The organism is Denitratimonas tolerans (assembly GCF_037203605.1).
Lineage (GTDB): Bacteria > Pseudomonadota > Gammaproteobacteria > Xanthomonadales > Xanthomonadaceae > Denitratimonas > Denitratimonas tolerans.
This window is the reverse complement of record NZ_JBBDHC010000017.1, coordinates 54692-79228: the sequence shown is the minus strand read 5'-3', so window position 1 is coordinate 79228 and position 24537 is coordinate 54692. Positions and strand designations below refer to the sequence as shown.

Here is a 24537-nt window from a genome sequence, read left to right as displayed (position 1 = left end):
GACAAGACCTTCCTGATGCCGGTTGAGGACGTGTTCTCGATTTCGGGCCGCGGCACGGTGGTGACCGGGCGTATCGAACGCGGCGTGATCAAGGTGGGCGAGGAAGTGGAGATCGTGGGCATCCGTCCGACGGTCAAGACGACGGTGACGGGCGTGGAGATGTTCCGCAAGTTGCTGGATCAGGGCCAGGCGGGCGACAATGCCGGTCTTCTGCTTCGCGGCACCAAGCGTGACGACGTGGAGCGTGGGCAGGTGCTGGCGAAGCCGGGCTCGATCACCCCGCACACGGAGTTCGAGGCGGAGGTTTACGTTCTGAGCAAGGACGAGGGCGGCCGCCACACGCCGTTCCTTCGCGGCTACCGCCCGCAGTTCTACTTCCGCACGACGGACGTGACGGGCGCGGTGCAACTGCCGGAAGGCGTGGAGATGGTGATGCCCGGCGACAACGTGAAGATGAACGTGACGCTGATCGCGCCGATCGCGATGGATGAAGGCCTGCGCTTCGCGATCCGCGAAGGCGGCCGCACCGTCGGTGCCGGCGTGGTGTCGAAGGTCATCAAGTAATCAGACAGGCAACGGGGGGCGGGACACACGCTCCCGTCCCCGACGTTCTTTTAAGGTATTCAAGGAAAGGCCATGGCGGACCAGAAGATTCGGATTCGGCTCAAGGCGTTCGATCATCGTTTGATCGACCGTTCCGCGAGCGAGATCGTCGAGACGGCCAAGCGGACCGGCGCGCAGGTGCGCGGCCCGATCCCGCTGCCGACCAAGATTGAGCGCTACACCATCCTGGTGTCGCCGCACGTCGACAAGGACGCGCGAGACCAGTATGAAACCCGCACGCACAAGCGCGTGCTCGACATCGTCGATCCGAACGACAAGACCGTGGACGCCTTGATGAAGCTCGAGCTCGCGGCCGGCGTCGACGTTCAGATCAAGCTGTACTGAGGCAGGCACCATGAGCATCGGGATTGTTGGCCGCAAGTGCGGCATGAGTCGAATCTTCACCGAGAACGGCGAGTCCGTTCCGGTCACCCTGATCGAGGCGACGCCCAACCGCATCGTCCAGATCAAGACGCAGGACGCTGACGGCTACCAGGCCGTGCAGGTCACCGCTGGCGAAAAACGCGCCGCACTCGTCACCAAGCCGCTCGCCGGGCACTACGCCAAGGCGAAGGTCGAGGCGGGTCGCGGGCTGTGGGAGTTCCGCGTCGCGGCGCTGGACGGTTATGAAGTGGGTGGCGAGATCCGCGCCGACATCTTCGCCGTCGGGCAGATCGTGGACGTGCAGGGCACCACCAAGGGCAAGGGCTTCCAGGGCACGATCAAGCGCTGGAACTTCTCGATGGGCGACGCGACGCACGGCAACTCGCTGTCGCACCGCTCGCCCGGCTCGCTGGGCCAGCGCCAGACCCCGGGTCGCGTCTATCCCGGCAAGAAGATGGCCGGTCACATGGGCGCGGAAACGCAGACCACCCAGAACCTCCAGGTGATGAGGGTGGATGCGGAGCGTGGCCTGATTGCGATTCGCGGCGCGATCCCCGGTGCCCCTGGCGGCAACGTGATCGTGCGCCCGGCGGCGAAAGGTTAAGGAGAGAGAACATGGAACTCGCAGTCGTCGGTAGCGGCGAAAAGCTGGCGGTATCCGAGGCGATCTTCGGGCGCGAATTCCGCGAGGATCTCGTGCACCAGGTCGTCGTGGCGTATCGCAACGCCGGTCGGGCCGGAACCAAGGCGCAGCTCTCGCGCTCTGAGCTTTCCGGTACCACCAAGAAGTTCAAGAAGCAGAAGGGCGGCGGTGCTCGCCACGGTGACTATCGCGCGCCGATCTTCGTCGGCGGTGGACGCGCCTTCGCGGCCGAGCCGCGCAGCTTCGCGCAGAAGGTCAACCGCAAGATGTACCGCGGTGCGATGAGCTCGATCCTTTCCGAGCTGCTGCGCCAGGATCGGGTCAAGGTGGTGCAGTCGATCACGGTCGATGAACCCAAGACCCGCGCCCTGGTCGCCAAGCTCGGCGAGCTGGACGTCAACCGTCCGCTGATCGTCACCGAGGACGCGAACGAGGCGCTGTACCTGGCGGCACGCAATCTTCCCTATGTGGAAGTGCGCGACGTGCAGGGGCTCGATCCGGTGGTCCTGGTCGGTGCCAGGTCGGTCGTCATCACGGTCGATGCGCTCAAGAAGATCGAGGAGTGGCTGGCATGAGCAGCGAAAAGATTCTGGGCGTGCTGCGTATGCCGCACGTTTCCGAGAAGGCCGCGCGCCTGCAGGAACAGTCGAACCAGTACGTGTTCGAGGTTTCGCGGGAGGCGACCAAGGCCGACGTGAAGGCAGCGGTCGAAACGCTGTTCGAAGTCAAGGTTGAGGATGTCAACCTTCTGACCGTGAAGGGCAAGCGCAAGACCTTCCGATTCCGCGCAGGTCGCCGTGGCGACTGGCGCAAGGCGTACGTCAAGCTGGCCCAGGGCCAGTCGATTGACGTGATGGCCAAGCCCTGAGGTAGCAAGCCATGGCATTGATCAAACACAAGCCGACCTCTCCTGGCCGTCGCGGCAAGGTAAGCGTCTCCACTCCCGAACTGCACAAGGGTGCACCGCACGCGCCGCTGCTGGAAAAGCAGTCGCGCACGGGCGGCCGCAACAACGCCGGCCGCATCACCACGCGTCACCGTGGCGGCGGGCACAAGCAGCACTATCGCATCGTCGACTTCAAGCGTGACAAGGAAGGCATCCCGGCGCGGGTGGAGCGGATCGAATACGATCCCAACCGCACCGCGCACATCGCCCTGCTGTGCTACGCCGACGGCGAGCGCCGCTACATCATCGCGCCCAAGGGCATCGCGGTGGGCGACCAGCTCATGGCCGGCAAGGACGCGCCGATCAAGACCGGCAACACCCTGCCGCTGCGCAACATCCCGGTCGGTGCGACCGTGCACTGCATCGAGATGCGCCCGGGCAAGAAGGCCCAGCTGGCGCGTTCGGCCGGTGCCTCCGCACAGCTGGTCGCGCGTGAACAGGGCTACGCCACGCTGCGTCTGCGTTCGGGCGAAATGCGCAAGGTTCCCGCCGACTGTCGCGCCACCATCGGCGAGGTCGGCAACAGCGAGCACAGCCTGCGCAAGATCGGCAAGGCCGGTGCCAAGCGCTGGCTGGGCATCCGCCCGACCGTTCGCGGCGTGGTGATGAACCCGGTCGACCATCCGCACGGCGGTGGTGAGGGCCGTACTTCCGGCGGCCGTCACCCGGTTTCGCCGTGGGGTACGCCGACCAAGGGCTACAAGACTCGTAACAACAAGCGCACCGAGCACTTCATCGTGCGTCGTCGCAAGTAACAGGATCAGGCCATGGCACGTTCACTCAAGAAAGGCCCGTTCGTCGATCTCCACCTGCTCAAGAAGGTCGAGGCGGCGATGGCCACCAACAGCAAGCGCCCGATCAAGACCTGGTCGCGTCGTTCGATGGTTCTGCCCGAGATGGTTGGCATCACCATCGCGGTTCACAACGGCAAGCTGCACATCCCCGTGCTGGTCAACGAGAACATGGTCGGGCACAAGCTCGGCGAGTTCGCGGTGACCCGCACGTTCAAGGGACACGGCGGCGACAAGAAGTCCAAGTGAGGAGCATGACGATGGAAACTCAAGCCATCCTGCGCGGTGCGCGCATCTCCGCACAGAAGGTGCGCCTCGTGGCGGACCAGGTCCGCGGCCTGCCCGTGGGCCGGGCCAGCGACCTGCTGCAGTTCAGCGACAAGAAGGCCGCACACGTCGTGCGCAAGGTTCTCCTGTCGGCCGTGTCCAATGCCGAGAACAACGACGGCGCGGACGTGGACGAACTGAAGGTCACCCGCATCTTCGTGGACGAGGGCGCGACGCTCAAGCGTTTCCGCGCCCGCGCCAAGGGCCGTGGCGCGCGCATCCTCAAGCGCACCAGCCACATCACCGTGGTCGTTGGTACGGCCAAGTAACCGGACGCAGGAATCCCCATGGGTCATAAAGTTCATCCGACCGGAATTCGCCTTGGCATCGCCAAGGACTGGAATTCCAAGTGGTTCGCCAACAAGCGCGAGTACGCCGAGTATCTGGCGGCCGATCTCAAGGTGCGCGAACTCCTGCGCAAGAAGCTGGCCCAGGCCGGCATCAGCCGCATCCAGATCGAGCGTCCCGCCAAGACGGCGCGCGTCACGATCCACACCGCCCGTCCGGGCGTGGTGATCGGCAAGAAAGGCGAGGACATCGAGAAGCTGCGCAAGGAAGTCTCGGACATGATGGGCGTTCCGGCGCACATCAACGTGACCGAGGTGCGCAAGCCGGAGATGGACGCGCAGCTGGTGGCCGAGTCGATCGCCCAGCAGCTCGAGCGTCGCATCCTGTTCCGCCGCGCCATGAAGCGTGCGGTCGGCAACGCGATGCGCCTGGGTGCCCTGGGCATCAAGGTCAACGTGTCGGGTCGTCTGAACGGTGCCGAGATCGCGCGTTCGGAGTGGTACCGCGAGGGCCGCGTACCGCTGCACACGCTGCGCGCCGACATCGACTACGGCTTTGCCGAGGCGTCCACCACCTACGGAATCATCGGCATCAAGGTGTGGATCTACAAGGGCGAGGTGTTCGACTACACCCAGGTGCCCCAGGAAAAGACGGACGATCGTCCGGAGCGTGGCGAACGCGCCCCGCGATCGGGCCGATGAGGGACTGAGCCATGTTGCAACCCAAGCGAACCAAATACCGCAAGGTCTTCAAAGGCCGCAATGAAGGACTGAGCTGGAACGGCTCGGCCGTCAGCTTCGGCGAATTCGGCCTCAAGGCCACCACCCGTGGTGCCCTGACCGCACGCCAGATCGAGGCCGCGCGCCGCACGATCAGCCGCTACGTCAAGCGCGGCGGCAAACTGTGGATCCGCGTGTTCCCGGACAAGCCGATCACCAAGAAGCCCATCGAAGTGCGAATGGGCAAGGGCAAGGGCCCCGTCGAGTTCTGGGTCGCGCCGATCCAGCCCGGTCGCATGCTCTATGAAATCGAGGGCGTGCCCGAGGTCGAGGCCCGGGAGGCGTTCCGCCTTGCGGCCGCCAAGCTCTCGGTGCAGACCACCTTTGTGACCAGGACGGTGCGCTAATGAGTATCAAGGAATTGCGGGGCAAGTCCCCTGCGGATCTTTCCGCCCAGTTGCTCGACCTGCGCCGGGAACAGTTCAACCTGCGCATGCAGAAGGGTTCGGGTCAGCTGACCCAGACCCATGAGGTCCGGAAGGTCCGGCGCGAAATCGCGCGCATCAAGACCCTTCTGGGCGGAACCAAGTGAGGCGGCCGACATGAGCGAGACCAATCCGATTCAACGCACGGTCGAAGGCCGCGTCGTCAGCAACAAGATGCAGAAGACCGTGACGGTCCTGGTCGAGCGCCAGGTCAAGCACGCGCTCTACGGCAAGTACATCAAGCGCAGCACCAAGCTGCACGCACACGACGAGGATGGCAGCTGCCAGGAGGGCGACATCGTGCGCCTGGTGGAGACCCGTCCGATGTCCAAGACCAAGACCTGGCGCGTGGTCGAAATCGTCACGCGCGCTGCGGTCTGACCACGGGAGGAAACAGTCATGATCCAGATGCAATCCTTCCTCGATGCGGCTGACAACTCCGGTGCCAAGGAGCTGATGTGCATCAAGGTGCTCGGCGGTTCCAAGCGCCGTTACGCCGCCATCGGCGACATCATCAAGGTCAGCGTCAAGGACGCCATCCCGCGTGGCAAGGTGAAGAAGGGCGAGGTCTATGACGCCGTCGTCGTGCGCACCCGCAAGGGCGTGCGCCGTCCCGATGGCTCGCTGATCCGCTTCGACGGCAACGCTGCCGTGCTGCTCAACAACAAGCACGAGCCGATCGGCACGCGCATCTTCGGACCAGTCACGCGCGAGCTGCGCGGCGAGAAGTTCATGAAGATCGTCTCGCTGGCGCCGGAAGTGCTGTAAGGCACAGACGAGGAATTGTCATGAATCGCATTCGCAAGGGCGACCACGTCGTCGTCATCACGGGCAAGAGCAAGGGTCAGCGCGGCGACGTGCTGCGCGTGGCAGGCGACCGGGTCTACGTTTCCAACGTCAACCTGGTCAAGCGCCACACCAAGCCCAACCCGCAGGCCAACCAGCCGGGTGGCATCATCGAGCGCGAGAGCTCGATCCATATCTCCAACGTCCAGCTCTTCAACGCCCGCACGGGCAAGGGCGAGCGCGTTGGCATCCAGACGCTTGAGGATGGACGCCGCATCAGGGTGTTCCGCTCGAGCAACGAGGCGGTCGACGCCTGAGGAATGTTGCAATGAACCGGCTTGAGAAGATCTACAAGGAAGACATCGTTCCGAAGCTGATGCAGCGCTTCGGTTACAAGAACGTCATGCAGGTGCCGCGCCTGTCCAAGATCACGCTGAACATGGGCGTGGGCGAGGCCGTGGGCAACAAGAAGGTGCTGGAGAACGCGGTGGCCGACATGGCCAAGATCGCGGGCCAGAAGCCGATCGTGACCAAGGCCCGTGTGTCGGTCGCCTCGTTCAAGATCCGCGACGGCTGGCCGATCGGATGCAAGGTCACGCTGCGCCGTGATCGCATGTACGAGTTCTTCGATCGCCTGGTCAACATCTCGCTGCCGCGGGTGCGCGACTTCCGTGGCGTGCCGGGACGTGCGTTCGACGGCCGGGGCAATTACAATATGGGAATCAAGGAGCAGATCATCTTCCCCGAGATCGACTTCGACCAGATCGATGCGATCCGCGGCATGGATATCGCGATCAGCACCACCGCCCGTACCGACGAAGAAGCCAAGGCGCTGCTCGAGGCCTACGGCTTCCCGTTCCGCAACTGATTCCAGGAAATCGCAATGTCCAAGACCTGCATGGTGAATCGCGAGATCAAGCGCGAGAAGCTGGCCAAGAAGTTCGCCGCTCAGCGCGTCGAGCTCAAGAAGATCATCTCCAGCCCGACCGCCTCGTACGAGGAGAAGATGGACGCGCAGGCCAAGCTGCAGAAGCAGCCGCGCGACGCATCGCCTTCCCGCCAGCGCAACCGCTGCGAGCTGACCGGTCGCCCGCGTGGCGTTTACCGCAAGTTCGGCCTGGGCCGCAACAAGCTGCGCGAAGCCACCATGCGCGGCGACGTTCCCGGCCTGCGCAAGGCTTCCTGGTAAGAAGGCCGGGATTCGGGATCCGGGAGCGGGGATTCGGTACGCCGCCCCGCTCCGACTAATCCCTGATTCCAATCCCAAATCCCGTATCCCCCGGATATCGGTGCACTCAAAGGCAACTTAACAATGAGCATGACTGATCCCATCGCCGACATGCTGGTGCGCATCAAGAACGCACTGGCGGTCGGCAAGCAGACGGTGAAGATGCCGTCATCCAAGGTCAAGGTCGCGATCGCGAACGTCCTCAAGAACGAGGGCTACATCCTTGACGTGCGCGTCCTCAGCCCGGAAGCCAAGCCCGAGCTGGAGCTGGCGCTCAAGTACTTCCAGGGCAAGCCGGTGATCGAGCGCCTGCAGCGCGTCTCGCGTTCCAGCCTGCGCGCCTATCGCGGCAAGAACGATCTCCCCAAGGTATTGGGTGGGCTCGGGATCGCCATCATCTCCACGTCCAAGGGCATCATGACGGACCACCAGGCGCGCGATGCGGGCGTGGGTGGTGAAGTCATCTGCCTGGTCGCCTGATCGGAGGACGTCCAGATGTCCCGTATTGCAAAAAAGCCGGTGGCGCTGCCCAAGGGCGTCGAGTTCAAGAATGCCGATGGCCAGTTCACGGTCAAGGGTCCGAAGGGATCCCTCAGCCTCCCGCAGCCGCAGGGTGTTGACGTCTCGCTCGACCAGGGCGTGCTGACCATGGTTCCGGCCGGCCCGGACCGCGTCGCGCTTGCCGGCACGATCCGGACCCTGATCTCGAACATGGTGACCGGCGTGAGCGAAGGCTTCGAGCGCAAGCTCGAACTGGTCGGCGTGGGATATCGCGCCGCGATGCAGGGCAAGGACCTGAGCCTGTCGCTCGGATTCTCCCATCCGGTCGTGTTCAACCCGCCGGAGGGCATCACGCTGGAAGTGCCGACCCAGACGGAAGTCCGGGTCAAGGGTGCCGACAAGCAGCAGGTGGGCGAAATCGCCGCCAAGATCCGTGCGGTTCGTCCGCCCGAGCCCTACAAGGGCAAGGGCGTGCGTTATGCCGGCGAAAAGATTCTCATCAAGGAAGCCAAGAAGGCCTGAGTGCTTTTCCTGCTGGTCGCGTTGCTTTCCAGGCGGCGCGACCGGATCGGAACCCACTTCCTTCAGCTCCATCAGGATTTGTCATGAACAAGAATTCCGCTCGTCTGCGCCGCGCCAAGTCGACGCGTTCGCATATCCGCAAGCTCGGCGCGGTGCGCCTGTCGGTCATGCGCACCGGCCAGCACCTGTATGCCCAGGTCTTCACTTCGGACGGTTCGCGCGTGCTCGCGTCTGCATCCACCGTGGAAACGGCCGTGCGCGATGGCCTGTCCAACTGCAAGAACAAGGACGCTGCGGCACGCGTCGGCCGCACCATCGCCGAGCGCGCCAAGGCGGCAGGGGTCGAGTCGGTCGCGTTCGACCGCTCCGGCTTCCGCTTCCACGGCCGCATCAAGGCGCTCGCCGACGCGGCGCGCGAGGCGGGGCTGCAGTTCTGAGAGCCGGGATTCGGGAATGGCACGGAGCCTGAGGCTCGCCGAAATCCTGATTGACGATTCTCCATTCTCCATTCACGCACCACACCACAACTACAAGCGGCCGCAGGCCGTAATTTTCAGGAGCCTCCAAGGCAATGAGCATGAACGATCGCGACAACGACGACGGGATGCTGGAGAAGCTGGTTGCTGTCAACCGCGTCTCCAAGACCGTCAAGGGCGGCCGCCAGTTCACCTTCACCGCACTGACGGTGGTCGGTGACGGTGCCGGCAAGGTGGGTTTCGGCTATGGCAAGGCGCGTGAAGTGCCGGTGGCCATCCAGAAGTCGATGGAGCACGCCCGCCGTGCGCTCGTCGACGTCGAACTCAACAACGGCACGATCTGGTATCCGGTCAAGGCCAACCACGGTGCGGCGCGTGTGTTCATGCAGCCGGCGTCCGAAGGCACCGGCGTGATTGCCGGTGGTGCCATGCGCGCCGTGCTGGAAGCCGCGGGCGTCAAGAACATCCTCGCCAAGGCCGTGGGTTCGCGCAATCCGATCAACCTGGTGCGCGCCACGATCAAGGGCCTCACGGTCGTGCAGTCGCCGGCCCAGGTTGCCGCCAAGCGCGGCAAGAAGGTGGAGGAGCTGAACCATGGCTGAGAACGCCAAGACCATCAAGGTGCGCCTGGTCAAGGGCCTGCGCGGCACCCAGCATCGCCATCGCCTGTCGGTGAAGGCGCTGGGCCTCAACAAGCTCAACGACGTGCGCGAACTGCCGGACAACCCGTCGGTGCGCGGCCTCATCAACCAGGTGTGCTACCTGGTCCGCGTCGAAGAGTAATCCAAGGGAGATCGGATCATGCAGCTCAATACACTCAAGCCTGCCGACGGTGCCCGCAAGGAGCGCGTGCGCGTTGGTCGTGGCATCGGCTCCGGGCTCGGCAAGACCGCCGGCCGTGGCCACAAGGGTTCCTACGCACGTACCGGCAAGGGCAAGATCAAGGCCGGTTTCGAAGGCGGCCAGATGCCGCTGCAGCGCCGTCTGCCCAAGGTCGGCTTTCGTTCGCGCATCAAGGCCGATACGGCCGAAGTGCTGCTGTACAAGCTGGCCATGATCGACGCCGACGTGGTCGACTTGGCCGTGCTGCGCGCCGCCAAGCTGGTGCCTTCGACGGCCAAGTACGCCAAGATCGTGAAGAAAGGCGAGATCGACCGCAAGGTCGTGCTCAAGGGCATCGCCGTGACGGCCGGCGCACGCGCGGCCATTGAAGCTGCCGGCGGCAGCGTCGAGGAGTAAACCCTTGTCCCAGGCATCGAAAGTCGCAGCCGCGCTGGCAGGGTCGGGCAAGTTCACCGAGCTGCGCCAGCGCCTGATGTTCGTGGTGGGGGCGTTGATCGTCTACCGCCTCGGAACCTTCCTGCCGGTGCCCGGGGTCGACTCGGAAGCCATGCTGCGGTTCATGGAGCAGCAGCAGGGCACCATCGTGGACATGTTCAACATGTTCTCGGGCGGTGCCCTGGAGCGGTTCAGCCTGTTTGCATTGAACGTGATGCCCTACATCTCGGCGTCCATCATCATCCAGATGTGCGCGCAGATCTTCCCGAGCCTCCTGGCGCTGAAGAAGGAAGGCGAATCGGGCCGTCGCAAGATCACCCAGTACACCCGCATCGGCACCATCCTGCTGGCGGTGTTCCAGTCCTACGGCGTGGCGTATGCGCTGCAGTCCCAGGGCGCGGGTTCGGGGATTCCGATCGTGCTGTCGCCGGGGCCGGGCTTCCTGTTCACGGCGGTCGTTTCGCTGACCGCGGGCACGATGTTCCTGATGTGGCTGGGCGAACAGATGACCGAGCGCGGCGTCGGCAACGGCATCTCGCTGATCATCTTCGCAGGTATCGTGGCCGGCCTTCCCAGCGCCGTGCTCGGCACGCTGGATCTGGCCCGCAATGGCGAACTGGGGCCGTTCTCGGTGATCGCCGTGCTGGCGCTCGTGCTGCTGGTGATTGCGTTCGTGGTGTTCGTCGAACTCGGCCAGAGGCGCATCACGGTCAACTATGCGCGCCGCCAGGGCGGCCGCCAAGCGTACATGAACCAGAGCTCGCATCTGCCGCTCAAGCTCAACATGTCCGGCGTCATCCCGCCGATCTTTGCTTCGTCGATCATCATGTTCCCGGCCACCGCCTCGAGCTGGTTCGCGCAGGGGACCGAGGTCCGCTGGCTGCAGGATCTCTCGGCGGCGCTGTCACCGGGCGAGCCGCTGCACATGCTGCTGTTCGCAGCGATGATCATCGGATTCACCTTCTTCTACACGGCGCTGGTGTTCAACTCCAAGGAAACCGCCGACAATCTGAAGAAGTCGGGCGCGCTGATCCCCGGCATCCGTCCCGGCAAGGCGACGGCGGACTACATCGATGGCGTGCTCACCCGCCTGACCGCGTGGGGTGCGCTTTACCTCACCCTGGTCTGCCTGGTTCCGGAGTTCTTCCGGGCGGCGTGGGCGGTTCCGTTCTATTTCGGCGGCACCTCGCTGCTGATCGTGGTAGTTGTGGTGATGGACTTCACCGCGCAGGTTCAGGCACACCTGATGAGTCATCAGTACGAGAGCCTGATGAAGAAATCCAATCTGAAGGGCGGTTCGCGCGGCGGCTTCGCGCGCGGATGAGTCCAGGCCCCGTGCCCGCGCTGGAGTAGCGCGGGTGCCCGCCTCGGCGGGCAGGGCAGGGACCGTCGCCGGAGCTCGGGCACACTCCCCGGGCCGGGCTCTCGTGGCGCAAGCCGCGAGGGTTCCCTGACAACCCGAAGCCATGTTAACATTTCCGGCTCACTGCGCTGGAAACAGCAAAACACCATCGGAGAACGCGTAATGGCGCGCATTGCGGGCGTAAACCTCCCTGTCCAGAAGCATGTCTGGGTGGGACTGCAGAGCATCTACGGGATCGGGCGTACCCGGTCGAAGAAGGTCTGCGAAGCGGCGGGTGTCACCGCCAGCACCAAGATCCGGGACCTCACCGAGGGCGACGTCGAGCGCCTGCGTGCCGAGGTCGGCAAGTATGTGATCGAAGGCGACCTGCGCCGTGAGATCGGCATCAACATCAAGCGCCTGATGGACCTGGGCTGCTATCGCGGCCTGCGCCATCGTCGCGGCTTGCCGCTGCGCGGCCAGCGCACCCGCACCAACGCCCGCACCCGCAAGGGTCCGCGCAAGGCGATCAGGAAGTAAGGACCGGACATGAACAAGCAGGCCAAACAGCCGAAGAAGAAGATCCGTCGCGTCGTCACCGACGGCATCGCGCACGTGCACGCGTCCTTCAACAACACCATCGTCACGATCACCGATCGCCAGGGCAACGCCCTGTCGTGGGCGACCTCGGGCGGCGCAGGCTTCCGCGGTTCGCGCAAGTCGACCCCGTTCGCCGCGCAGGTTGCGGCCGAGAAGGCCGGCAAGGCCGCGCTCGACTACGGCCTCAAGACGCTGGAAGTCCTGATCAAGGGCCCGGGCCCGGGGCGCGAGTCGGCGGTGCGTTCGCTCAACGCCGTCGGCTACAAGATCACCAACATCATCGACGTGACGCCCATCCCGCACAACGGGTGCCGTCCGGCGAAGAAGCGCCGCGTCTAAGGAGACCACGATCATGGCACGTTACATCGGTCCCAAGTGCAAGCTGTCGCGCCGCGAAGGCGCCGACCTGTCGCTGAAGAGCCCCGCGCGCGCGCTCGATTCCAAGTGCAAGCTGGATCAGAAGCCCGGCCAGCACGGTGCCACAGCCAAGCGCGGCAAGTTGTCAGACTACGCCGTACAGCTGCGCGAGAAGCAGAAGGTCAAGCGCATCTACGGCCTCCTGGAGCGTCAGTTCCGCAACTACTACAAGAAGGCCACGGCGAAGAAGGGCAACGCGGGCGAGAATCTGCTGCAGATGCTCGAAACCCGCCTGGACAACGTCGTCTACCGCATGGGCTTCGCCGTCACGCGCCCCTCGGCGCGCCAGCTGGTGTCGCACAACTCGGTCACGGTCAACGGCAAAGCGGTCAACCTGCCTTCGTATCAGGTCCGCCCGGGCGACGCGATCGCGCTGACCGAGCGCGGCCAGCGCCAGCTGCGGGTGCAGGAAGCCCTGACTCTGTCGCAGGAAATGGATCTCGCGCCGCACTGGGTCGAGGTTGACGCGAAGAAGTTCAGCGGCCTGTTCAAGGCTGTGCCCGACCGTGGCGACCTGCCCTCGGACATCAACGAGGCACTCATCATCGAGCTGTACTCGAAGTAATCACTGGAGCGAGCGACCATGTCAGTTACCGCCACCCAGGTGCTGCGTCCGCGCGGCCCCAACATCGAGCACCTTGGCGCCAACCGTGCCAAGGTGGTCATCGAGCCGCTCGAGCGCGGCTATGGCCATACCCTCGGCAATGCCCTGCGTCGCGTCCTGCTCTCCTCGATCCCCGGCTTCGCCGTGACCGAGGTCGAGATCGACGGCGTGCTGCACGAGTACACCACGGTCGAAGGCCTGCAGGAGGACGTGCTCGAGGTGCTGCTGAACCTCAAGGACGTCGCGATCCGCATGCACAACGTCGACCAGACCGTGCTGACCCTGGATGCCAAGGGCCCGGGCGTCGTCACTGCGGGCGACATCAAGGTCGACCACAACGTCGAGATCATCAACCCCGAGCACGTCATCTGCCACCTGACCAAGGAGGCGGCGCTGAACATGCGGCTCAAGATCGAGCGCGGCTTCGGCTACCAGCCGGCCTCGGCCCGGCGCCGTCCGGACGAGGAAACCCGCGCCATCGGCAAGCTGGTGCTGGACGCCTCGTTCTCGCCGGTGCGTCAGGTCGCCTATGACGTGGAGAGCGCCCGCGTCGAGCAGCGCACCGACCTCGACAAGCTCGTGCTCACGATCGAGACCAACGGCGCGATCGACGCCGAGGAAGCCGTCCGCACCGCGGCCGACATCCTCACCGACCAGCTCTCCGTGTTCGGTGACTTCACCCAGCGCGAGCGCGGCGCGAGCAAGCAGATCGGCGTCGCCGGCATCGACCCGGTGCTGCTGCGTCCGATCGACGACCTCGAGCTTACCGTGCGTTCGGCCAACTGCCTCAAGGCCGAGAACATCTACTACATCGGTGATCTGATCCAGCGCACCGAGGTGGAACTGCTCAAGACGCCGAATCTGGGCAAGAAGTCGCTTACCGAAATCAAGGAAGTGCTGGCCCAGCGCGGCCTTTCGCTCGGCATGAAGCTCGAAAGCTGGCCGCCGGCCGGCCTGCAGGCGGGCATGCTGGGTTGATCGGGCTTTTGCGGGCGGATCCTTTCCGCCCGCGACCATCCGCGGAAAGGAGTTCCGGGATGGATACAACACCAACAATGTTGGCCACGGATCGGCATCAACAAAGCCATATTTCCCGAGGAATCTTCCCATGCGCCACCAGAAATCCGGACGCAAGCTCAACCGCACCAGCTCCCACCGTGACGCCATGTTCCGCAACATGGCTGCCTCGCTGATCAAGCACGAGTTGATCAAGACCACCCTGCCCAAGGCCAAGGAGCTTCGCCGCGTGGCCGAGCCCCTCATCACCCTGTCCAAGGTGGATGGCGTCGCCAACCGTCGCCTTGCCTTTGCGCGCCTGCGCGACAAGGAAGCCGTCGGCAAGCTGTTCGTCGCGCTCGGCCCGCGCTACCAGGCCCGCCCGGGCGGCTACCTGCGCATCCTCAAGTGCGGTTTCCGCGATGGCGACAACGCGCCGATGGCCTACGTCGAGCTGATCGACCGCCCGCGCGCGAGCGCCGCGGCCGACGACGAGGACTGAGCCGCGCCCGCGCATCGACGTGTCGATGCCGCAATCGCGAACGAAAAATCCCGGCGCGAGCCGGGATTTTTCTTTGTCGCCAGTCCTGCCCGCCGCGCAATGCGCCGGGGCAGCCGCTACGCCTTTGCGCTATCCGCCGCGCGGGATGGCGTCGAACGCCGCCGCGTAGCCGCTGTCGACGATGCGCCGGTGGATCAGTTCGGTCATGCGCAGGTTGCCTGCGATGACCTGCCCGTCGCTCACGGCTGCGCCCTCGCCGCGGAAGTTGAGGCTGCGCCCGCCGGCTTCGCGCACCAGCAGGAGGCCCGCCGCGATGTCCCAGGGTTTCACCCCGGCCTCGAAGTAACCATCGGCGCGCCCGCAGGCCACATAGGCCAGGTCGAGCGCCGCCGAACCGGTGCGCCGAACGTCCTCGGCGTCTTCGAGCATCGCGCGCATGGCCTCGAGCTGCGGTGCCAGACGCTTGCGCTCGCGCGGTGGGAAGCCGGTCACCAGGAGCGCGCCGTCCATCTCGCTGCGATCCTTCACGCGGATGCGACGGTCGTTGAGGTAGGCGCCGCTGCCGCGGCTTGCGGAGAATATCTCGTTGCGCTGCGGGTCGTAGATGACGCCGTGGATCGGCTCGTCGCCGTCGAGCATTGCGATGGACACCGCGTAGTGCGCGATGCCGTGCAGGAAATTGCTGGTGCCATCCAGCGGGTCGATGACGAAGGTGTAGCGGGCCTGGCCCAGCGCGCCGCTTTCCTCGCACAGGAAGGCGTGGCCCGGAAAGGCCCGGCGCAGCTCGCGCAGGATTTCCTTCTCGGCCAGGGCATCCACCTCGCTGGCGTAGTCCTGACGCCCCTTTTCGACGATGTTGAGCCCGTCCAGCCGCGAAACGTGGCGCAGGATGATGTTGCCGGCCGCGCGCGCAGCCTTGACCATGATGTTGACCGCTGGCTTGAGCATGCGGGTGGGCGTCCGTCGGAGGTGGGAAAGAGCCGCTCCGCGCGGTGGCGCGGGCGAACGCGCATTTTATCGCGATCCACGCGTGCGGTCACGGGGAGATGATGCGGATGCTCCCGCTCCGGCACGGCCATTGCGCCACATGCGGCTTTGTGCGGAACCCGGCGACTGGTGGACACTGTGCGCCTGGTCCCGCGCACCGCGGGACGCCCGACGGAACCCGACGTGCCCTCCGACACTGCATTTCCCCTCATCCGCATCGTCCTGGTCGGGACATCGCATCCCGGAAACATCGGCGCGGCGGCGCGCGCCATGCGCACCATGGGCCTGTCCCGGCTCGACCTGGTGGCCCCCGAGCGCTTTCCGCACCGCGAGGCCGACGCCATGGCCGCCGGTGCAGACGATGTGCTGGCCGGCGCGCGGGTGTTCGATTCATTGGCCGAGGCCATTGACGATTGCCGCTGGGTGATGGGCTGTACCGCACGCAGGCGCAGCGTGGCCATGGACGAATACCCGCCCGATGCGGCCGCGGGCAGGATGCTCGACGCCACCGCGCAAGGGCCGGTGGCACTGGTCTTCGGGCGCGAGCGCACCGGGCTGACGAACGAGGAGCTGATGCTGTGCCATGCGGCGGTGCATATCCCTTCGGTCGACGATTTCAGCTCCCTCAATCTCGCCGCCGCGGTCCAGGTCCTGGCCTGGGAGCTGCGCCGCGAAGCGCTGGCACGTTCCCGCGCCGATGCGCCGGCGATCATCTCCGGCCCGGCACCGGATGAGCCGCCGGCGAGCGCAGGGCAGATGGCGGGACTGTTCGAACACCTGGCGCAGACCCTGGACGACATCGACTTCCACAAGGGGCGCTCGCCGGATCGCGTCATGCGACGGCTGCGCCAGCTCTTCCTGCGCGCCCAGCCCGACCAGCGCGAGGTGCGGGTGCTGCGCGGCATTTTTTCCGATGCCCAGCGCATGGCGCGGCTGGCGCGCGGTGCCGGCCCGGGCGGGTGATGCCGGCGTGTCGGCGTTGATCGACCCACCGCCATCGCCTCGTGCCGGATTGCTTCCTGAGCGCTGGACGATCCGCTAGTCTGCGTACCCAGCCCGGTGCCCTCGCGCCGATCGTGAAACCGATGCCCAGAATTGCCGTCCTGCTGGTGCTTTTCCTGCTGCCGCCGCTTGCGACTGCGGATAGCGTTGATCGCAGTGCCGGGGCGCGGCAGGTACTGGTGCTGGGGCGCGTCAGCGATGACCCGAAGGCGCACGCCGAATCGATGCGGCCCATGCTCGATTACGTCGTGCCGCGCCTGCGCTCGGTCGGCATCCGCGAGGGCCGGATCCTGATGGCGCGCGATGCGACGCAGATGCAAAGCTACCTGCGCCGCCAGCGCGTGGACTGGGTCAGCGATACCGCCGCCATGGCGATCGATTACCGCCGCAAGATCGGCGCTGATCTCCTCCTGGTCAGCGTGCGTGGCGGCGAGGCCTATCACGCGGTCTTCTTCACCTGGAAGGGCAGCGGAATCGCGTCGCTGGAGGACCTGCGCGGCCGCAGCATCGCATTCCAGAACGCCTATTCGACCAGCAGCTACATCCTTCCGGCCGCGGCGATGCTGCGCGAGGGCATCGCCCTGGACGTGCTGCTTTCGCCGCTGGATCGCCCTTCGCCGGGCCGGGCCGGCTACCTGTTCGCGCGCAGCGAGGGCAACGTCGTCACCTGGGTGCAGAAGCGCCTCGTGGACGCCGGCGCGTTCTCCAACCTGGACTGGGATGGCCTCGCGTACGCGCCGGGCAGCCCGCAGGACGACCTGGAGATTTTCCACGCCAGCGTGCAGGTTCCGCGCTCCATCGAGGTGTCCGCGCCGACGCTGGATCCCAAGGTGCGCGAGCGCTTGCGCGAGGTGTTGCTGAGCGCAGGCGACGATCCGGCCGCCGCCCAAGCATTGCGCCGATTCTTCGGCACCCAGCGCTTCATTCCGATCGATGCCGGGGTCGAGCGCAGCCTCGCCCGGCTGCGCGCCGACGTGGATCTCGTTCGCGCGCGACTGGAATAGTCATGCGCCTGGGCCTGCGCTCCAAGTTCTGGCTGATCGTCCTGCTCGCCGTGGCGGTGTGCGGCGGCATCGGCTTCGTTGGCCTGCGCCAGCAGATCGAGGGCATGGAGGAGATCTCGCGCATCGGCGCTGATGCCATCAGCGAAGCCAGCCAGCTGAGCGAGCAGCGCCGGGCGCTGGCGCTGGCGCAGATGCTGGCCGAGGCGATCATCAACCCGATCTACTACTTCGACCTGGTACAGATTGGCGCTGCGGCGCGTTCCGCGCTGCGGCAGCCGGATGTGGCCTACGTGCTGGTCTATGACGCCGAGGGGCGCATCCTGCATGACGCCAGCCCGGACATCGCGCGCTTTGGTCAGCGCATGGGCGATGAGATGGCCACCGCCGTGATGGTGGCCGCCGAGCCGCTCGTGCAGATGGACGAGCGCGTCATCGACGCCGCAGTGCCGGTCACGCTGGGCGGCGAACGGATTGGCGGCGTGCGCGTCGGTATTTCGCGCCAGGTGCCATCGCTGTTCGAAAAGCAGGTGCTGGCATCCATCCAGACCGGCATGGAGCGCTGGCGCGATCGCATGCAATCCCTGATCGGGATGCTGCTGCTGGGGCTGATGGTGTCGATCCTGCTGGTCGCCCTGCTGATCTCGCGCGGTCTGGTTCGGCCGGTGCAGCGTCTGGCCCTCGCCGCGCGGCAGATGGAGCAGGGCAACTATGCGGTGGAGTTCCTCACGCCGTCGCGCTGCGACGAGATCGGCGAGCTGGAGGACGCCTTCGTGCGCATGGGCCGCAGCGTCGACCGGCACGACCGCGACATCCGCCGCCTGGCCTTCAGCGACGCGCTCACCGGGTTGCCCAACCGCGTGGCCTTCCGCGAATCGCTCAACGCGCGCGTGCTTGCGGCCGAGCGCGACGGTCACCAGCTGGCGCTGATGTTCATCGACCTGGACGATTTCAAGCGCATCAACGACACCCTGGGCCACGACATCGGCGACGAAGTGCTCACGCAGTTCGGGATGCGCATCCTGAATGCGACCAGGGAGCCCGATGACGGCCACGTGGAGGTGGCGCGGTTCGGTGGCGACGAGTTCGTGGTGCTCCTGCATGGCACCGAGGTGCGCGATCGCGCCTCGCGGCTTGCCCAGACCTTCCTGGCCCAGATGCGCCAGCCGATCACCGTGGGTGGCCAGTCGATCGTGTTGGCGGCCTCGATCGGCATCACCCTGTACCCGCAGGATGGAGCCCAGCCGGCCACGCTGCTCAAGAATGCCGACATCGCCATGTATCGCGCCAAGCTCGATGGCAAGAACTGCCTGCGCTTCTACACCCGCGACATGGACATGGTGATGGAGCGCGAGATGCAGCTGGAGCAGGACCTGCACCTGGCGCTGGATCGCGGCGAGCTTTCCGTGGTCTACCAGCCGATCCACTCGCTGCAGAGCGGGCGCATCATCGGTGCCGAGGCGCTGGTGCGCTGGAACCATCCGCAGCGCGGCCCCATGGCCACCGAGCTGTTCATCGCGGTGGCCGAACAGACCGGACAGATCGAGGCCATCGGGCGCTTCGTGCTCAAAGTCGCCTGCGCGGAGGCGGCAACGTGGCCGCAGGTCGATGGCGTCGCGCCGTTCGTGTCGGTGAACATTTCCGCGCGCCAGCTGCGTCAGGGGGCGCTGCCCGATCTGGTCGATGCGGAGCTGCGGGAATCCGGGCTGCCGCCCGCGCGGCTGCATCTGGAGCTGACCGAAACCATGATGTTCTCGCTCGAACAGGAGGCCATCGGTGCCTGCGCGCGCCTGCGCGCCGCCGGCGTGAGAATCTGGCTCGACGACTTCGGCACCGGATTCTCCGGCCTGAGCCACCTGCGCCGCGTCCCGATCGACGGGGTGAAGATCGACCGCAGCTTCGTCTCGGGCATGCTGGACGACGCCGATGACCTTGCCCTGACCGCCGCGATCATCGCCATGGCGCACTCGCTGGGCATCGTGGTCACGGCCGAGGGCGTGGAAAGCCAGGGCCAGTTCGACGCGCTCGAGGCGCGCGGCTGCGACAACCTGCAGGGATTCCTGCTCGGGCGGCCGATGAGCGCCGCAGATCTGGTGCGCGAGCTGGGCGGCTGACTCGGCAAGCAGGCTGGCAGCGGTCCCGGCCATCGAATCGGCGCGGTTGGCGGGGCAGGCTGGGTGCCGCGCGGGGATGACTTTCGAGGCTGTTTCCTGAACAGGCATCCGCAGTAAAGTGCTCGGCTCAATCACCCGAGGATCGCCCATGTCCAGGATTTTCCGCACGCCGCTTGCCGTTGCGCTCGCCTCAGCCGTGGCGCTGGCTGCCTGCCAGCCCGCACAGGAGGCGGCCCCGTCCGACACGCCGTCGGCCGCGCCCGCCGCGCCCGCCTTCGACCTGTCCGCGGTCCGCACGCCTGTGGTCCGGCTGCAGGCGTCGGATCTGGACGCGGCGGTTCCGGCCTGCGGCGACTTCAATGCCCACGTCAACGGCACTTGGCTTGCCGCCAATCCGGTGCCGGGCGACCGCACCACCTGGGGCAGTTTCGAATCGCTGGCCGAGCGTTCGCTCGAAGTGCAGCGCGCACTGGCTGAGGAAGCCGCCGCCGGAGCCGGTGACGACGCCATCGCGCGGCTGGTCGGCGACTTCTATGCCTCGGGCATGGACGAAGCGGCGATCGAGCAGGCCGGCCTCGCACCGCTGCAGCCCATGCTCGCGCGCATCGACGCGATCACCGACGGCGCGGGCGTGTCCGCCTATCTGCGCGATGCCGCCGCGCAGGGCCGGCTGGCGCTGTTCTCCTTCTACGGCAATGCCGACTACCGCGACTCCACCCAGGTCATTGCCTATGCCGGCCAGGGCGGCCTCTCGCTGCCCGAGCGCGCCTACTACCTGGAGGGTCGCGAGGACTACGTGAAGGCGCGCGAAGCGCTGCGCACGCATGCCGCGGCGCTGTTCGCCTTGGCCGGCGATGAGGCGGACGTCGCCGGCGCGCGCGCCGATGCCGTGGTGCGGCTGGAAACGCGCCTGGCCACGGCCTCCACGCCGCGCGTGGAGCTGCGCGACCCGGCCAAGCGCTACGTTCCCACGACGCTGGCCGATGCCGACGCGCTCACCCCGAACTTCTCGTGGACGGCGTTTTTCGATGCCATCGGCGTGGCGCGCCCGGCGATGTTCTCGCTGGCGATGCCGGACTTCTTCCGCGAGGTCGACGCGATGCTGGGCACGGTGTCGGTGGCAGAGTGGCGCAGCTATCTGCGCTACCACGAGATCGATAACGCCGCACCGTTCCTGAGCGCCGCCTTCGCGCAGGAAGACTTCAGCTTCTACAGTCAGGCGCTGCGCGGCCAGGCCGAGCAGGCACCGCGCTGGAAGCGGGTGCTGGACGCCACCAACGCGTCGGTGGGCGAGGCGCTCGGGCAGCTCTACGTCGAGGCGGTATTTCCGCCCGAATCCAAGACCAAGATGGTGGACATGGTCAGCCACCTGGGCCTGGCGCTCAAGGCGCGGATCGAGGCGCTGGAATGGATGGGTGAGGAAACCAAGCAGCGCGCGCTGGAGAAGTGGGCCAGCTTCACCCCCAAGATCGGCTATCCGGACCGCTGGCGCGACTGGTCGGGGCTGACGCTCGCGCGCGGCGATTTCGCCGGCAACGCGCTGGCCGCGCGCGCCTTCAACATGCGCTACATGTTCGACAAGATCGGCAAGCCGGTGGACAAGGCGCAGTGGTTCATGACCCCGCAGACCGTCAACGCCTACTACAACGCCAGCCAGAACGAGATCGTGTTCCCGGCCGGCATCCTGCAGCCGCCGTTTTTCGATCCCGAGGCCGACGACGCGCTCAACTACGGCGGCATCATGGCGGTGATCGGCCACGAGATGATCCACGGCTACGACGACCAGGGCAGCAAGTTCGACGCGCAGGGCAACTTCAACAACTGGTGGACCGACGCCGACCGCGCCGGCTTCGAGGCGCGCACGAAGAAGCTGGTGGCGCAGTTCGACGGCTATGAGTCGATCGACGGTATCCACGTCAACGGCACCCTGACCCTGGGCGAGAACATCGCCGACCTGGGTGGCCTGTCCGCCGCGTTCGATGCGATGAAGGCGGCGCAGGGCGCGGACTTCAGCGATCCGATGATCGATGGGTTGAGCCAGGAGCAACGCTTCTTCATGAACTGGGCCACGGTCTGGCGTCGCAGCTTCACTCCGGGTGAGCTCAAGGTGCGGCTCAACACCGATTCGCATGCGCCGGCACCGTTCCGCGCCGTGGGTGCGCCGTCCAACATGGACGGCTTCGCCCGGGCCTTCAACTGCACGGCCGGCGATGCCATGGTGCGCCCGGACGACGTGAAGGTCGTGATCTGGTAGGCGATCGTCGCGGCGGCTGTCCCGCAAGGCAGCCGCCGCGCCAGCGCGCCGCGGTCCGATCGCGGTCGCGCGTCGAACTCAGTGCGCCGACACCACGTCGCAGCCTTCGATCTGATAGCGCTCCCAGAGGCGCAGCGCGATGGCGGCGGCGCGTTCGTCGGCCTCCCGCTTGAGGCGGCGGTTGCCCAGCTCGGCGGTGGTCTGGCCGAACAGCTCCAGCCAGCGCCGGAACAGCACCGGCCTCAGCCCGGGCAGCGCCATGTGCTTGGCCATGGGTGCACCGCGGAAGCGGCGCGTGCCGCGCAGCGTGGCCGACCAGAAGTCGACCAGATTGGCCAGATGCGCGTCCCAGTCGCGGATGTGGCGCTCGAAGATCGGCCCCAGCAGCGCGTCCTGGCGCACGCGGGCGTAGAAGCGATGCACCAGGGCGATCACTTCGTCTTCGGAGCAGACGGCCGCGGGGGCGGCATCGCCGTGGGCGGGGATGCTGGCGGTCTGGTTCATGTCACCGGCCTGCGTTTCATCGCCGCATCGTCCCGCGGCGGCGGGGCGCGGGCCGTGATCCAGGTCAAGCGCGCAGCGGCACGCGCCAGGATCGGTCAACCCGGTTCCGGGTTAAGCTTCCGCGATGCTTTATCTCGCCTCCCGATCCCCGCGCCGGCACCAGCTGCTGGAACAGCTCGGCCATCGTTTCCGCTGCCTGGACGTGGATGTCCCGGAAGTGCGCGCACCGGACGAATCGCCGCGCGACTACGTGCTGCGCGTGGCGCTCGACAAGGCCCGCGCCGGCCTGGCGCGCTGCGCGGACGATCCGGTCGCGGTGGTGCTCGGGGCCGATACCGAAGTGGTGCTCGATGGCCGCGTCTTCGGCAAGCCCGCCGACGCCGCCGATGCCGCCGCGATGCTGCAGCGGCTCTCCGGTCGCACCCACGAAGTCATCTCCGCGCTGTGGCTGGTGGACGGCGAGCGCGAGTCCTGCGCGGTGAACGTGACCGAGGTGACGTTCGCGCCGCTCACCCCGGCGCAGATCGCGGAGTATCTGGCCTGCGGCGAGGCCTTCGGCAAGGCCGGTGCCTACGCGATCCAGGGCCGCGCGGCGGCCTTCATTCCGCGCCTGGCGGGCAGCCATTCGGGCGTGATGGGCCTGCCGCTGCATGAAACCGCCGCGCTGCTGGCACGCTTCGGCATCGCGCCGGCGGCTTCTTTTTCCTGAACATTTCCGGCAGGGCCACGCATGTCCGAAGAAATCCTGATCAACGTCACCCCGCGCGAGACGCGCGTCGCCGTGGTCGAGAACGGCATGCTGCAGGAGGTATTGATCGAGCGCTCCAGCCGGCGCGGCTACGTCGGCAACATCTACAAGGGACGGGTGCAGCGGGTGATGCCCGGGATGCAGGCCGCCTTCGTGGATATCGGGCTGGACCGCGCCGCCTTCCTGCACGCCTCCGACATCCTGCGCCCGGCGGTTCCCGAGCCGCTGGACGGCGAAGAACCGGCCCCGGTGCCGACGACGGCGATCGGCGAGCTGCTGCGCGAAGGGCAGGAGGTGATCGTGCAGGTGGTGAAGGACCCGATCGGCACCAAGGGCGCGCGCCTCACCACCCAGATCAGCATTCCCTCGCGCTACCTGGTGCTGCTGCCGCACGGGCGCGTGCTGGGCGTGTCGGCGCGCATCGAGGACGAGGACGAGCGCGCGCGGCTGAAGGCGATGATGGGTGAGCTGAGCCTGGATGCGCCGATGGGTTACATCGTGCGCACCAACGCCGAAGGCCAAAGCCAGGAGGCGCTGGCCAAGGACGTGGTGTATCTGGACAAGGTCTGGAACGCGGTGCGCGCCGGCATGGCCGAAGCGCGCGTGGGCACCTGCATCTACGAGGACCTGTCGCTGATCCTGCGCTGCGTGCGCGACTACATGCGCGAGGACGTGGAAAAGGTGCGGGTGGATTCGCGCGAGTCGTTCGAACGCATTCAGCGTTTCGTGACCCGGTTCATCCCGGAGTTGGCCGAGCGCGTGGAGCATTACCCCGGCGAGCGCCCGATCTTCGACCTCTATGGCGTGGAGGATGAAGTCCTGCGCGCAATGCAGAAACAGGTGCCGCTGAAATCCGGTGGCTACCTCGTCATCGATCAGACCGAGGCCATGACCACCGTGGACGTGAACACCGGCGCCTTCCTGGGGCACCGCAACCTCGAAGACACGGTGTTCCGCACCAATCTGGAGGCGGCGCAGTCGATCGCGCGCCAGCTTCGCCTGCGCAACCTGGGCGGCATCATCATCATCGACTTCATCGACATGCAGGATGCCGAACACCGCCGCCAGGTGCTGCGCCAGCTCGAAAAATCGCTCGCGCACGACCACACCAAGGCCACGGTCCACGAGTTTTCCCCGCTGGGCCTGGTGGAAATGACGCGCAAGCGCACCACCGACAGCCTGGTGCGCCAGCTGTGCGAACCGTGTCCGACCTGCGCCGGGCGCGGCAGCATCAAGACCGCCGAAACCGTGTGCTACGAGATCTTCCGCGAGATCACCCGCGCGGTGCGCCAGTTCGAGGCGGAAAAGCTGCTGGTGCTGGCGTCCGCGCGCGTGGTCACGCGCATTCTGGAGGAGGAATCGGGCGCGGTGGCCGAGCTGGAGGAATTCATCGGCAAGACCATCCGCTTCCAGGCCGACGAGCAGTATGCGCAGGAGCAGTACGACGTTGTCCTGCTCTGACGGCGGCGTGCGGCGGCCGGCGGCGGCC

At 66.3% G+C, this 24537-nt stretch carries 35 protein-coding genes and 1 pseudogene; 34 read left to right on the top strand and 2 right to left on the bottom strand.

Features of this window, described 5'->3' with window-relative positions; all coding sequences use genetic code 11:
- The 28 genes and pseudogenes from WB794_RS11540 to rplQ all read left to right on the top strand — a co-directional run.
- On the top strand, positions 1–564 hold a 564-nt coding region (locus WB794_RS11540), incomplete at its 5' end, for an EF-Tu C-terminal domain-related protein (protein WP_337336004.1).
- 72 nt (positions 565–636) lie between these two features.
- Positions 637–948, top strand: a complete 312-nt coding sequence (rpsJ, locus tag WB794_RS11535; protein WP_183962309.1) for a 30S ribosomal protein S10 — start codon at positions 637–639, stop codon at positions 946–948.
- A gap of 10 nt (positions 949–958) precedes the next feature.
- Positions 959–1591: a 50S ribosomal protein L3 gene (gene rplC, locus WB794_RS11530; protein WP_337336003.1), complete on the top strand. Its 633-nt coding sequence runs from the start codon at positions 959–961 to the stop codon at positions 1589–1591.
- Positions 1592–1602: 11 nt separating this feature from the next.
- Positions 1603–2205 (top strand): 50S ribosomal protein L4, encoded by a 603-nt coding sequence (gene rplD / locus WB794_RS11525; RefSeq protein ID WP_337336002.1) that lies wholly within the window; start codon positions 1603–1605, stop codon positions 2203–2205.
- The gene (rplW, locus tag WB794_RS11520) at positions 2202–2498 is read left to right on the top strand and encodes a 50S ribosomal protein L23 (protein WP_337336001.1); all 297 of its coding nucleotides are present in this window, start codon (positions 2202–2204) and stop codon (positions 2496–2498) included. Before rplD ends, rplW begins: the two co-directional genes overlap by 4 nt.
- Positions 2499–2509: 11 nt before the next feature.
- Positions 2510–3331, top strand: coding sequence for a 50S ribosomal protein L2 (gene rplB, locus WB794_RS11515; protein WP_337336000.1), 822 nt, complete (start codon positions 2510–2512; stop codon positions 3329–3331).
- Between the two features lie 12 nt (positions 3332–3343).
- Positions 3344–3616, top strand: coding sequence for a 30S ribosomal protein S19 (rpsS, locus tag WB794_RS11510; RefSeq protein ID WP_337335999.1), 273 nt, complete (start codon positions 3344–3346; stop codon positions 3614–3616).
- 11 nt (positions 3617–3627) lie between these two features.
- Positions 3628–3963, top strand: a complete 336-nt coding sequence (gene rplV / locus WB794_RS11505; protein ID WP_337335998.1) for a 50S ribosomal protein L22 — start codon at positions 3628–3630, stop codon at positions 3961–3963.
- Positions 3964–3981: 18 nt separating this feature from the next.
- Positions 3982–4683, top strand: a complete 702-nt coding sequence (gene rpsC, locus WB794_RS11500; RefSeq protein ID WP_337335997.1) for a 30S ribosomal protein S3 — start codon at positions 3982–3984, stop codon at positions 4681–4683.
- An 11-nt stretch (positions 4684–4694) separates the two neighbouring features.
- Positions 4695–5108 (top strand): 50S ribosomal protein L16, encoded by a 414-nt coding sequence (gene rplP, locus WB794_RS11495; protein WP_337335996.1) that lies wholly within the window; start codon positions 4695–4697, stop codon positions 5106–5108.
- Positions 5108–5293: a 50S ribosomal protein L29 gene (rpmC, locus tag WB794_RS11490; protein WP_337335995.1), complete on the top strand. Its 186-nt coding sequence runs from the start codon at positions 5108–5110 to the stop codon at positions 5291–5293. The genes rplP and rpmC overlap by 1 nt, the downstream gene beginning before the upstream one ends.
- 10 nt (positions 5294–5303) lie before the next feature.
- The gene (rpsQ, locus tag WB794_RS11485) at positions 5304–5567 is read left to right on the top strand and encodes a 30S ribosomal protein S17 (protein ID WP_337335994.1); all 264 of its coding nucleotides are present in this window, start codon (positions 5304–5306) and stop codon (positions 5565–5567) included.
- Between the two features lie 18 nt (positions 5568–5585).
- A complete protein-coding gene (gene rplN / locus WB794_RS11480; protein WP_337335993.1) occupies positions 5586–5954 on the top strand; it encodes a 50S ribosomal protein L14 in 369 nt (122 codons plus the stop codon).
- Positions 5955–5974: 20 nt separating this feature from the next.
- Positions 5975–6289, top strand: a complete 315-nt coding sequence (gene rplX, locus WB794_RS11475; protein WP_337335992.1) for a 50S ribosomal protein L24 — start codon at positions 5975–5977, stop codon at positions 6287–6289.
- An 11-nt stretch (positions 6290–6300) separates the two neighbouring features.
- Entirely contained in the window at positions 6301–6840 is a 540-nt protein-coding gene (gene rplE, locus WB794_RS11470; protein ID WP_337335991.1) for a 50S ribosomal protein L5, read from the top strand.
- A 15-nt stretch (positions 6841–6855) separates the two neighbouring features.
- A complete protein-coding gene (gene rpsN, locus WB794_RS11465) occupies positions 6856–7161 on the top strand; it encodes a 30S ribosomal protein S14 (RefSeq protein ID WP_337335990.1) in 306 nt (101 codons plus the stop codon).
- A 123-nt stretch (positions 7162–7284) separates the two neighbouring features.
- Complete coding sequence (gene rpsH, locus WB794_RS11460) at positions 7285–7680, top strand: 30S ribosomal protein S8 (RefSeq protein WP_337335989.1); 396 nt, start codon at positions 7285–7287, stop codon at positions 7678–7680.
- 15 nt (positions 7681–7695) lie between these two features.
- Positions 7696–8223, top strand: coding sequence for a 50S ribosomal protein L6 (rplF, locus tag WB794_RS11455; RefSeq protein WP_337335988.1), 528 nt, complete (start codon positions 7696–7698; stop codon positions 8221–8223).
- 83 nt (positions 8224–8306) lie between these two features.
- Positions 8307–8660 carry a 50S ribosomal protein L18 gene (rplR, locus tag WB794_RS11450; protein WP_337335987.1) on the top strand — a complete coding sequence of 118 codons (354 nt, stop codon included), beginning with the start codon at positions 8307–8309 and terminating at the stop codon, positions 8658–8660.
- Between the two features lie 134 nt (positions 8661–8794).
- Positions 8795–9301, top strand: coding sequence for a 30S ribosomal protein S5 (rpsE, locus tag WB794_RS11445; protein WP_337335986.1), 507 nt, complete (start codon positions 8795–8797; stop codon positions 9299–9301).
- Positions 9294–9482 (top strand): 50S ribosomal protein L30, encoded by a 189-nt coding sequence (rpmD, locus tag WB794_RS11440; protein ID WP_337335985.1) that lies wholly within the window; start codon positions 9294–9296, stop codon positions 9480–9482. The genes rpsE and rpmD overlap by 8 nt, the downstream gene beginning before the upstream one ends.
- An 18-nt stretch (positions 9483–9500) precedes the next feature.
- A complete protein-coding gene (gene rplO / locus WB794_RS11435; RefSeq protein ID WP_337335984.1) occupies positions 9501–9938 on the top strand; it encodes a 50S ribosomal protein L15 in 438 nt (145 codons plus the stop codon).
- 103 nt (positions 9939–10041) lie between these two features.
- Positions 10042–11301, top strand: a pseudogene (gene secY / locus WB794_RS11430) (preprotein translocase subunit SecY); the annotation flags it as partial.
- A gap of 201 nt (positions 11302–11502) precedes the next feature.
- Entirely contained in the window at positions 11503–11859 is a 357-nt protein-coding gene (gene rpsM / locus WB794_RS11425; protein WP_337335983.1) for a 30S ribosomal protein S13, read from the top strand.
- Positions 11860–11868: 9 nt separating this feature from the next.
- Positions 11869–12258, top strand: a complete 390-nt coding sequence (gene rpsK / locus WB794_RS11420) for a 30S ribosomal protein S11 (RefSeq protein ID WP_337335982.1) — start codon at positions 11869–11871, stop codon at positions 12256–12258.
- 13 nt (positions 12259–12271) lie between these two features.
- A complete protein-coding gene (rpsD, locus tag WB794_RS11415) occupies positions 12272–12901 on the top strand; it encodes a 30S ribosomal protein S4 (RefSeq protein ID WP_337335981.1) in 630 nt (209 codons plus the stop codon).
- Positions 12902–12919: 18 nt separating this feature from the next.
- A complete protein-coding gene (locus WB794_RS11410; RefSeq protein WP_337335980.1) occupies positions 12920–13918 on the top strand; it encodes a DNA-directed RNA polymerase subunit alpha in 999 nt (332 codons plus the stop codon).
- A 130-nt stretch (positions 13919–14048) separates the two neighbouring features.
- On the top strand, positions 14049–14438 hold the full coding sequence (gene rplQ / locus WB794_RS11405) for a 50S ribosomal protein L17 (protein ID WP_337335979.1): 390 nt from the start codon (positions 14049–14051) through the stop codon (positions 14436–14438).
- A 129-nt stretch (positions 14439–14567) separates the two neighbouring features.
- Here rplQ and WB794_RS11400 read toward each other — a convergent pair whose 3' ends face one another.
- Positions 14568–15386 (bottom strand): inositol monophosphatase family protein, encoded by an 819-nt coding sequence (locus tag WB794_RS11400; RefSeq protein ID WP_337335978.1) that lies wholly within the window; start codon positions 15384–15386, stop codon positions 14568–14570.
- A gap of 222 nt (positions 15387–15608) precedes the next feature.
- On the opposite strand from WB794_RS11400, the gene WB794_RS11395 reads away from it, so the two are divergent.
- The 4 genes from WB794_RS11395 (at position 15609) to WB794_RS11380 (ending at position 21796) form a co-directional block, all read left to right on the top strand.
- Entirely contained in the window at positions 15609–16388 is a 780-nt protein-coding gene (locus WB794_RS11395) for an RNA methyltransferase (protein ID WP_337335977.1), read from the top strand.
- Positions 16389–16510: 122 nt separating this feature from the next.
- Positions 16511–17431 carry a phosphate/phosphite/phosphonate ABC transporter substrate-binding protein gene (locus WB794_RS11390; protein ID WP_337335976.1) on the top strand — a complete coding sequence of 307 codons (921 nt, stop codon included), beginning with the start codon at positions 16511–16513 and terminating at the stop codon, positions 17429–17431.
- A 2-nt stretch (positions 17432–17433) separates the two neighbouring features.
- Entirely contained in the window at positions 17434–19542 is a 2109-nt protein-coding gene (locus tag WB794_RS11385; protein ID WP_337335975.1) for a putative bifunctional diguanylate cyclase/phosphodiesterase, read from the top strand.
- Positions 19543–19690: 148 nt separating this feature from the next.
- Complete coding sequence (locus WB794_RS11380) at positions 19691–21796, top strand: M13 family metallopeptidase (RefSeq protein ID WP_337335974.1); 2106 nt, start codon at positions 19691–19693, stop codon at positions 21794–21796.
- Positions 21797–21874: 78 nt separating this feature from the next.
- Here the strand turns inward: WB794_RS11380 and WB794_RS11375 are convergent, their stop codons facing one another.
- Positions 21875–22300, bottom strand: a complete 426-nt coding sequence (locus WB794_RS11375) for a group III truncated hemoglobin (RefSeq protein WP_337335973.1) — start codon at positions 22298–22300, stop codon at positions 21875–21877.
- A 124-nt stretch (positions 22301–22424) separates the two neighbouring features.
- Between WB794_RS11375 and WB794_RS11370 the strand changes: the two genes are divergently transcribed.
- Together WB794_RS11370 and rng are read left to right on the top strand one after the other, a co-directional pair.
- On the top strand, positions 22425–23009 hold the full coding sequence (locus WB794_RS11370; protein WP_337335972.1) for a Maf family protein: 585 nt from the start codon (positions 22425–22427) through the stop codon (positions 23007–23009).
- A 21-nt stretch (positions 23010–23030) separates the two neighbouring features.
- Positions 23031–24509 (top strand): ribonuclease G, encoded by a 1479-nt coding sequence (gene rng, locus WB794_RS11365; RefSeq protein ID WP_337335971.1) that lies wholly within the window; start codon positions 23031–23033, stop codon positions 24507–24509.
- The last annotated feature ends 28 nt before the right edge of the window (positions 24510–24537 follow it).

Excerpts from the sequence above, each read along its gene's own strand:
- rplD (WP_337336002.1), top strand. The coding sequence starts at position 1,603 with ATGGAACTCGCAGTCGTCGGTAGCGGCGAAAAGCTGGCGGTATCCGAG.
- rpsK (WP_337335982.1), top strand. The coding sequence starts at position 11,869 with ATGAACAAGCAGGCCAAACAGCCGAAGAAGAAGATCCGTCGCGTCGTC.
- rpsS (WP_337335999.1), top strand. The coding sequence starts at position 3,344 with ATGGCACGTTCACTCAAGAAAGGCCCGTTCGTCGATCTCCACCTGCTC.
- rpsM (WP_337335983.1), top strand. The coding sequence starts at position 11,503 with ATGGCGCGCATTGCGGGCGTAAACCTCCCTGTCCAGAAGCATGTCTGG.
- rplV (WP_337335998.1), top strand. The coding sequence starts at position 3,628 with ATGGAAACTCAAGCCATCCTGCGCGGTGCGCGCATCTCCGCACAGAAG.
- rpmC (WP_337335995.1), top strand. The coding sequence starts at position 5,108 with ATGAGTATCAAGGAATTGCGGGGCAAGTCCCCTGCGGATCTTTCCGCC.
- rpsC (WP_337335997.1), top strand. The coding sequence starts at position 3,982 with ATGGGTCATAAAGTTCATCCGACCGGAATTCGCCTTGGCATCGCCAAG.
- WB794_RS11370 (WP_337335972.1), top strand. The coding sequence starts at position 22,425 with ATGCTTTATCTCGCCTCCCGATCCCCGCGCCGGCACCAGCTGCTGGAA.
- rplP (WP_337335996.1), top strand. The coding sequence starts at position 4,695 with ATGTTGCAACCCAAGCGAACCAAATACCGCAAGGTCTTCAAAGGCCGC.
- WB794_RS11410 (WP_337335980.1), top strand. The coding sequence starts at position 12,920 with ATGTCAGTTACCGCCACCCAGGTGCTGCGTCCGCGCGGCCCCAACATC.
- rng (WP_337335971.1), top strand. The coding sequence starts at position 23,031 with ATGTCCGAAGAAATCCTGATCAACGTCACCCCGCGCGAGACGCGCGTC.
- rplO (WP_337335984.1), top strand. The coding sequence starts at position 9,501 with ATGCAGCTCAATACACTCAAGCCTGCCGACGGTGCCCGCAAGGAGCGC.
- rplB (WP_337336000.1), top strand. The coding sequence starts at position 2,510 with ATGGCATTGATCAAACACAAGCCGACCTCTCCTGGCCGTCGCGGCAAG.
- WB794_RS11390 (WP_337335976.1), top strand. The coding sequence starts at position 16,511 with ATGCCCAGAATTGCCGTCCTGCTGGTGCTTTTCCTGCTGCCGCCGCTT.
- rpsD (WP_337335981.1), top strand. The coding sequence starts at position 12,272 with ATGGCACGTTACATCGGTCCCAAGTGCAAGCTGTCGCGCCGCGAAGGC.
- rplQ (WP_337335979.1), top strand. The coding sequence starts at position 14,049 with ATGCGCCACCAGAAATCCGGACGCAAGCTCAACCGCACCAGCTCCCAC.
- rpsE (WP_337335986.1), top strand. The coding sequence starts at position 8,795 with ATGAGCATGAACGATCGCGACAACGACGACGGGATGCTGGAGAAGCTG.
- WB794_RS11375 (WP_337335973.1), bottom strand. The coding sequence starts at position 22,300 with ATGAACCAGACCGCCAGCATCCCCGCCCACGGCGATGCCGCCCCCGCG.
- rpsJ (WP_183962309.1), top strand. The coding sequence starts at position 637 with ATGGCGGACCAGAAGATTCGGATTCGGCTCAAGGCGTTCGATCATCGT.
- WB794_RS11385 (WP_337335975.1), top strand. The coding sequence starts at position 17,434 with ATGCGCCTGGGCCTGCGCTCCAAGTTCTGGCTGATCGTCCTGCTCGCC.
- rplX (WP_337335992.1), top strand. The coding sequence starts at position 5,975 with ATGAATCGCATTCGCAAGGGCGACCACGTCGTCGTCATCACGGGCAAG.
- WB794_RS11400 (WP_337335978.1), bottom strand. The coding sequence starts at position 15,386 with ATGCTCAAGCCAGCGGTCAACATCATGGTCAAGGCTGCGCGCGCGGCC.
- rpsN (WP_337335990.1), top strand. The coding sequence starts at position 6,856 with ATGTCCAAGACCTGCATGGTGAATCGCGAGATCAAGCGCGAGAAGCTG.
- rplE (WP_337335991.1), top strand. The coding sequence starts at position 6,301 with ATGAACCGGCTTGAGAAGATCTACAAGGAAGACATCGTTCCGAAGCTG.
- rplC (WP_337336003.1), top strand. The coding sequence starts at position 959 with ATGAGCATCGGGATTGTTGGCCGCAAGTGCGGCATGAGTCGAATCTTC.
- rplW (WP_337336001.1), top strand. The coding sequence starts at position 2,202 with ATGAGCAGCGAAAAGATTCTGGGCGTGCTGCGTATGCCGCACGTTTCC.
- rplF (WP_337335988.1), top strand. The coding sequence starts at position 7,696 with ATGTCCCGTATTGCAAAAAAGCCGGTGGCGCTGCCCAAGGGCGTCGAG.
- rpsQ (WP_337335994.1), top strand. The coding sequence starts at position 5,304 with ATGAGCGAGACCAATCCGATTCAACGCACGGTCGAAGGCCGCGTCGTC.
- rpsH (WP_337335989.1), top strand. The coding sequence starts at position 7,285 with ATGAGCATGACTGATCCCATCGCCGACATGCTGGTGCGCATCAAGAAC.
- rpmD (WP_337335985.1), top strand. The coding sequence starts at position 9,294 with ATGGCTGAGAACGCCAAGACCATCAAGGTGCGCCTGGTCAAGGGCCTG.
- WB794_RS11380 (WP_337335974.1), top strand. The coding sequence starts at position 19,691 with ATGTCCAGGATTTTCCGCACGCCGCTTGCCGTTGCGCTCGCCTCAGCC.
- rplN (WP_337335993.1), top strand. The coding sequence starts at position 5,586 with ATGATCCAGATGCAATCCTTCCTCGATGCGGCTGACAACTCCGGTGCC.
- rplR (WP_337335987.1), top strand. The coding sequence starts at position 8,307 with ATGAACAAGAATTCCGCTCGTCTGCGCCGCGCCAAGTCGACGCGTTCG.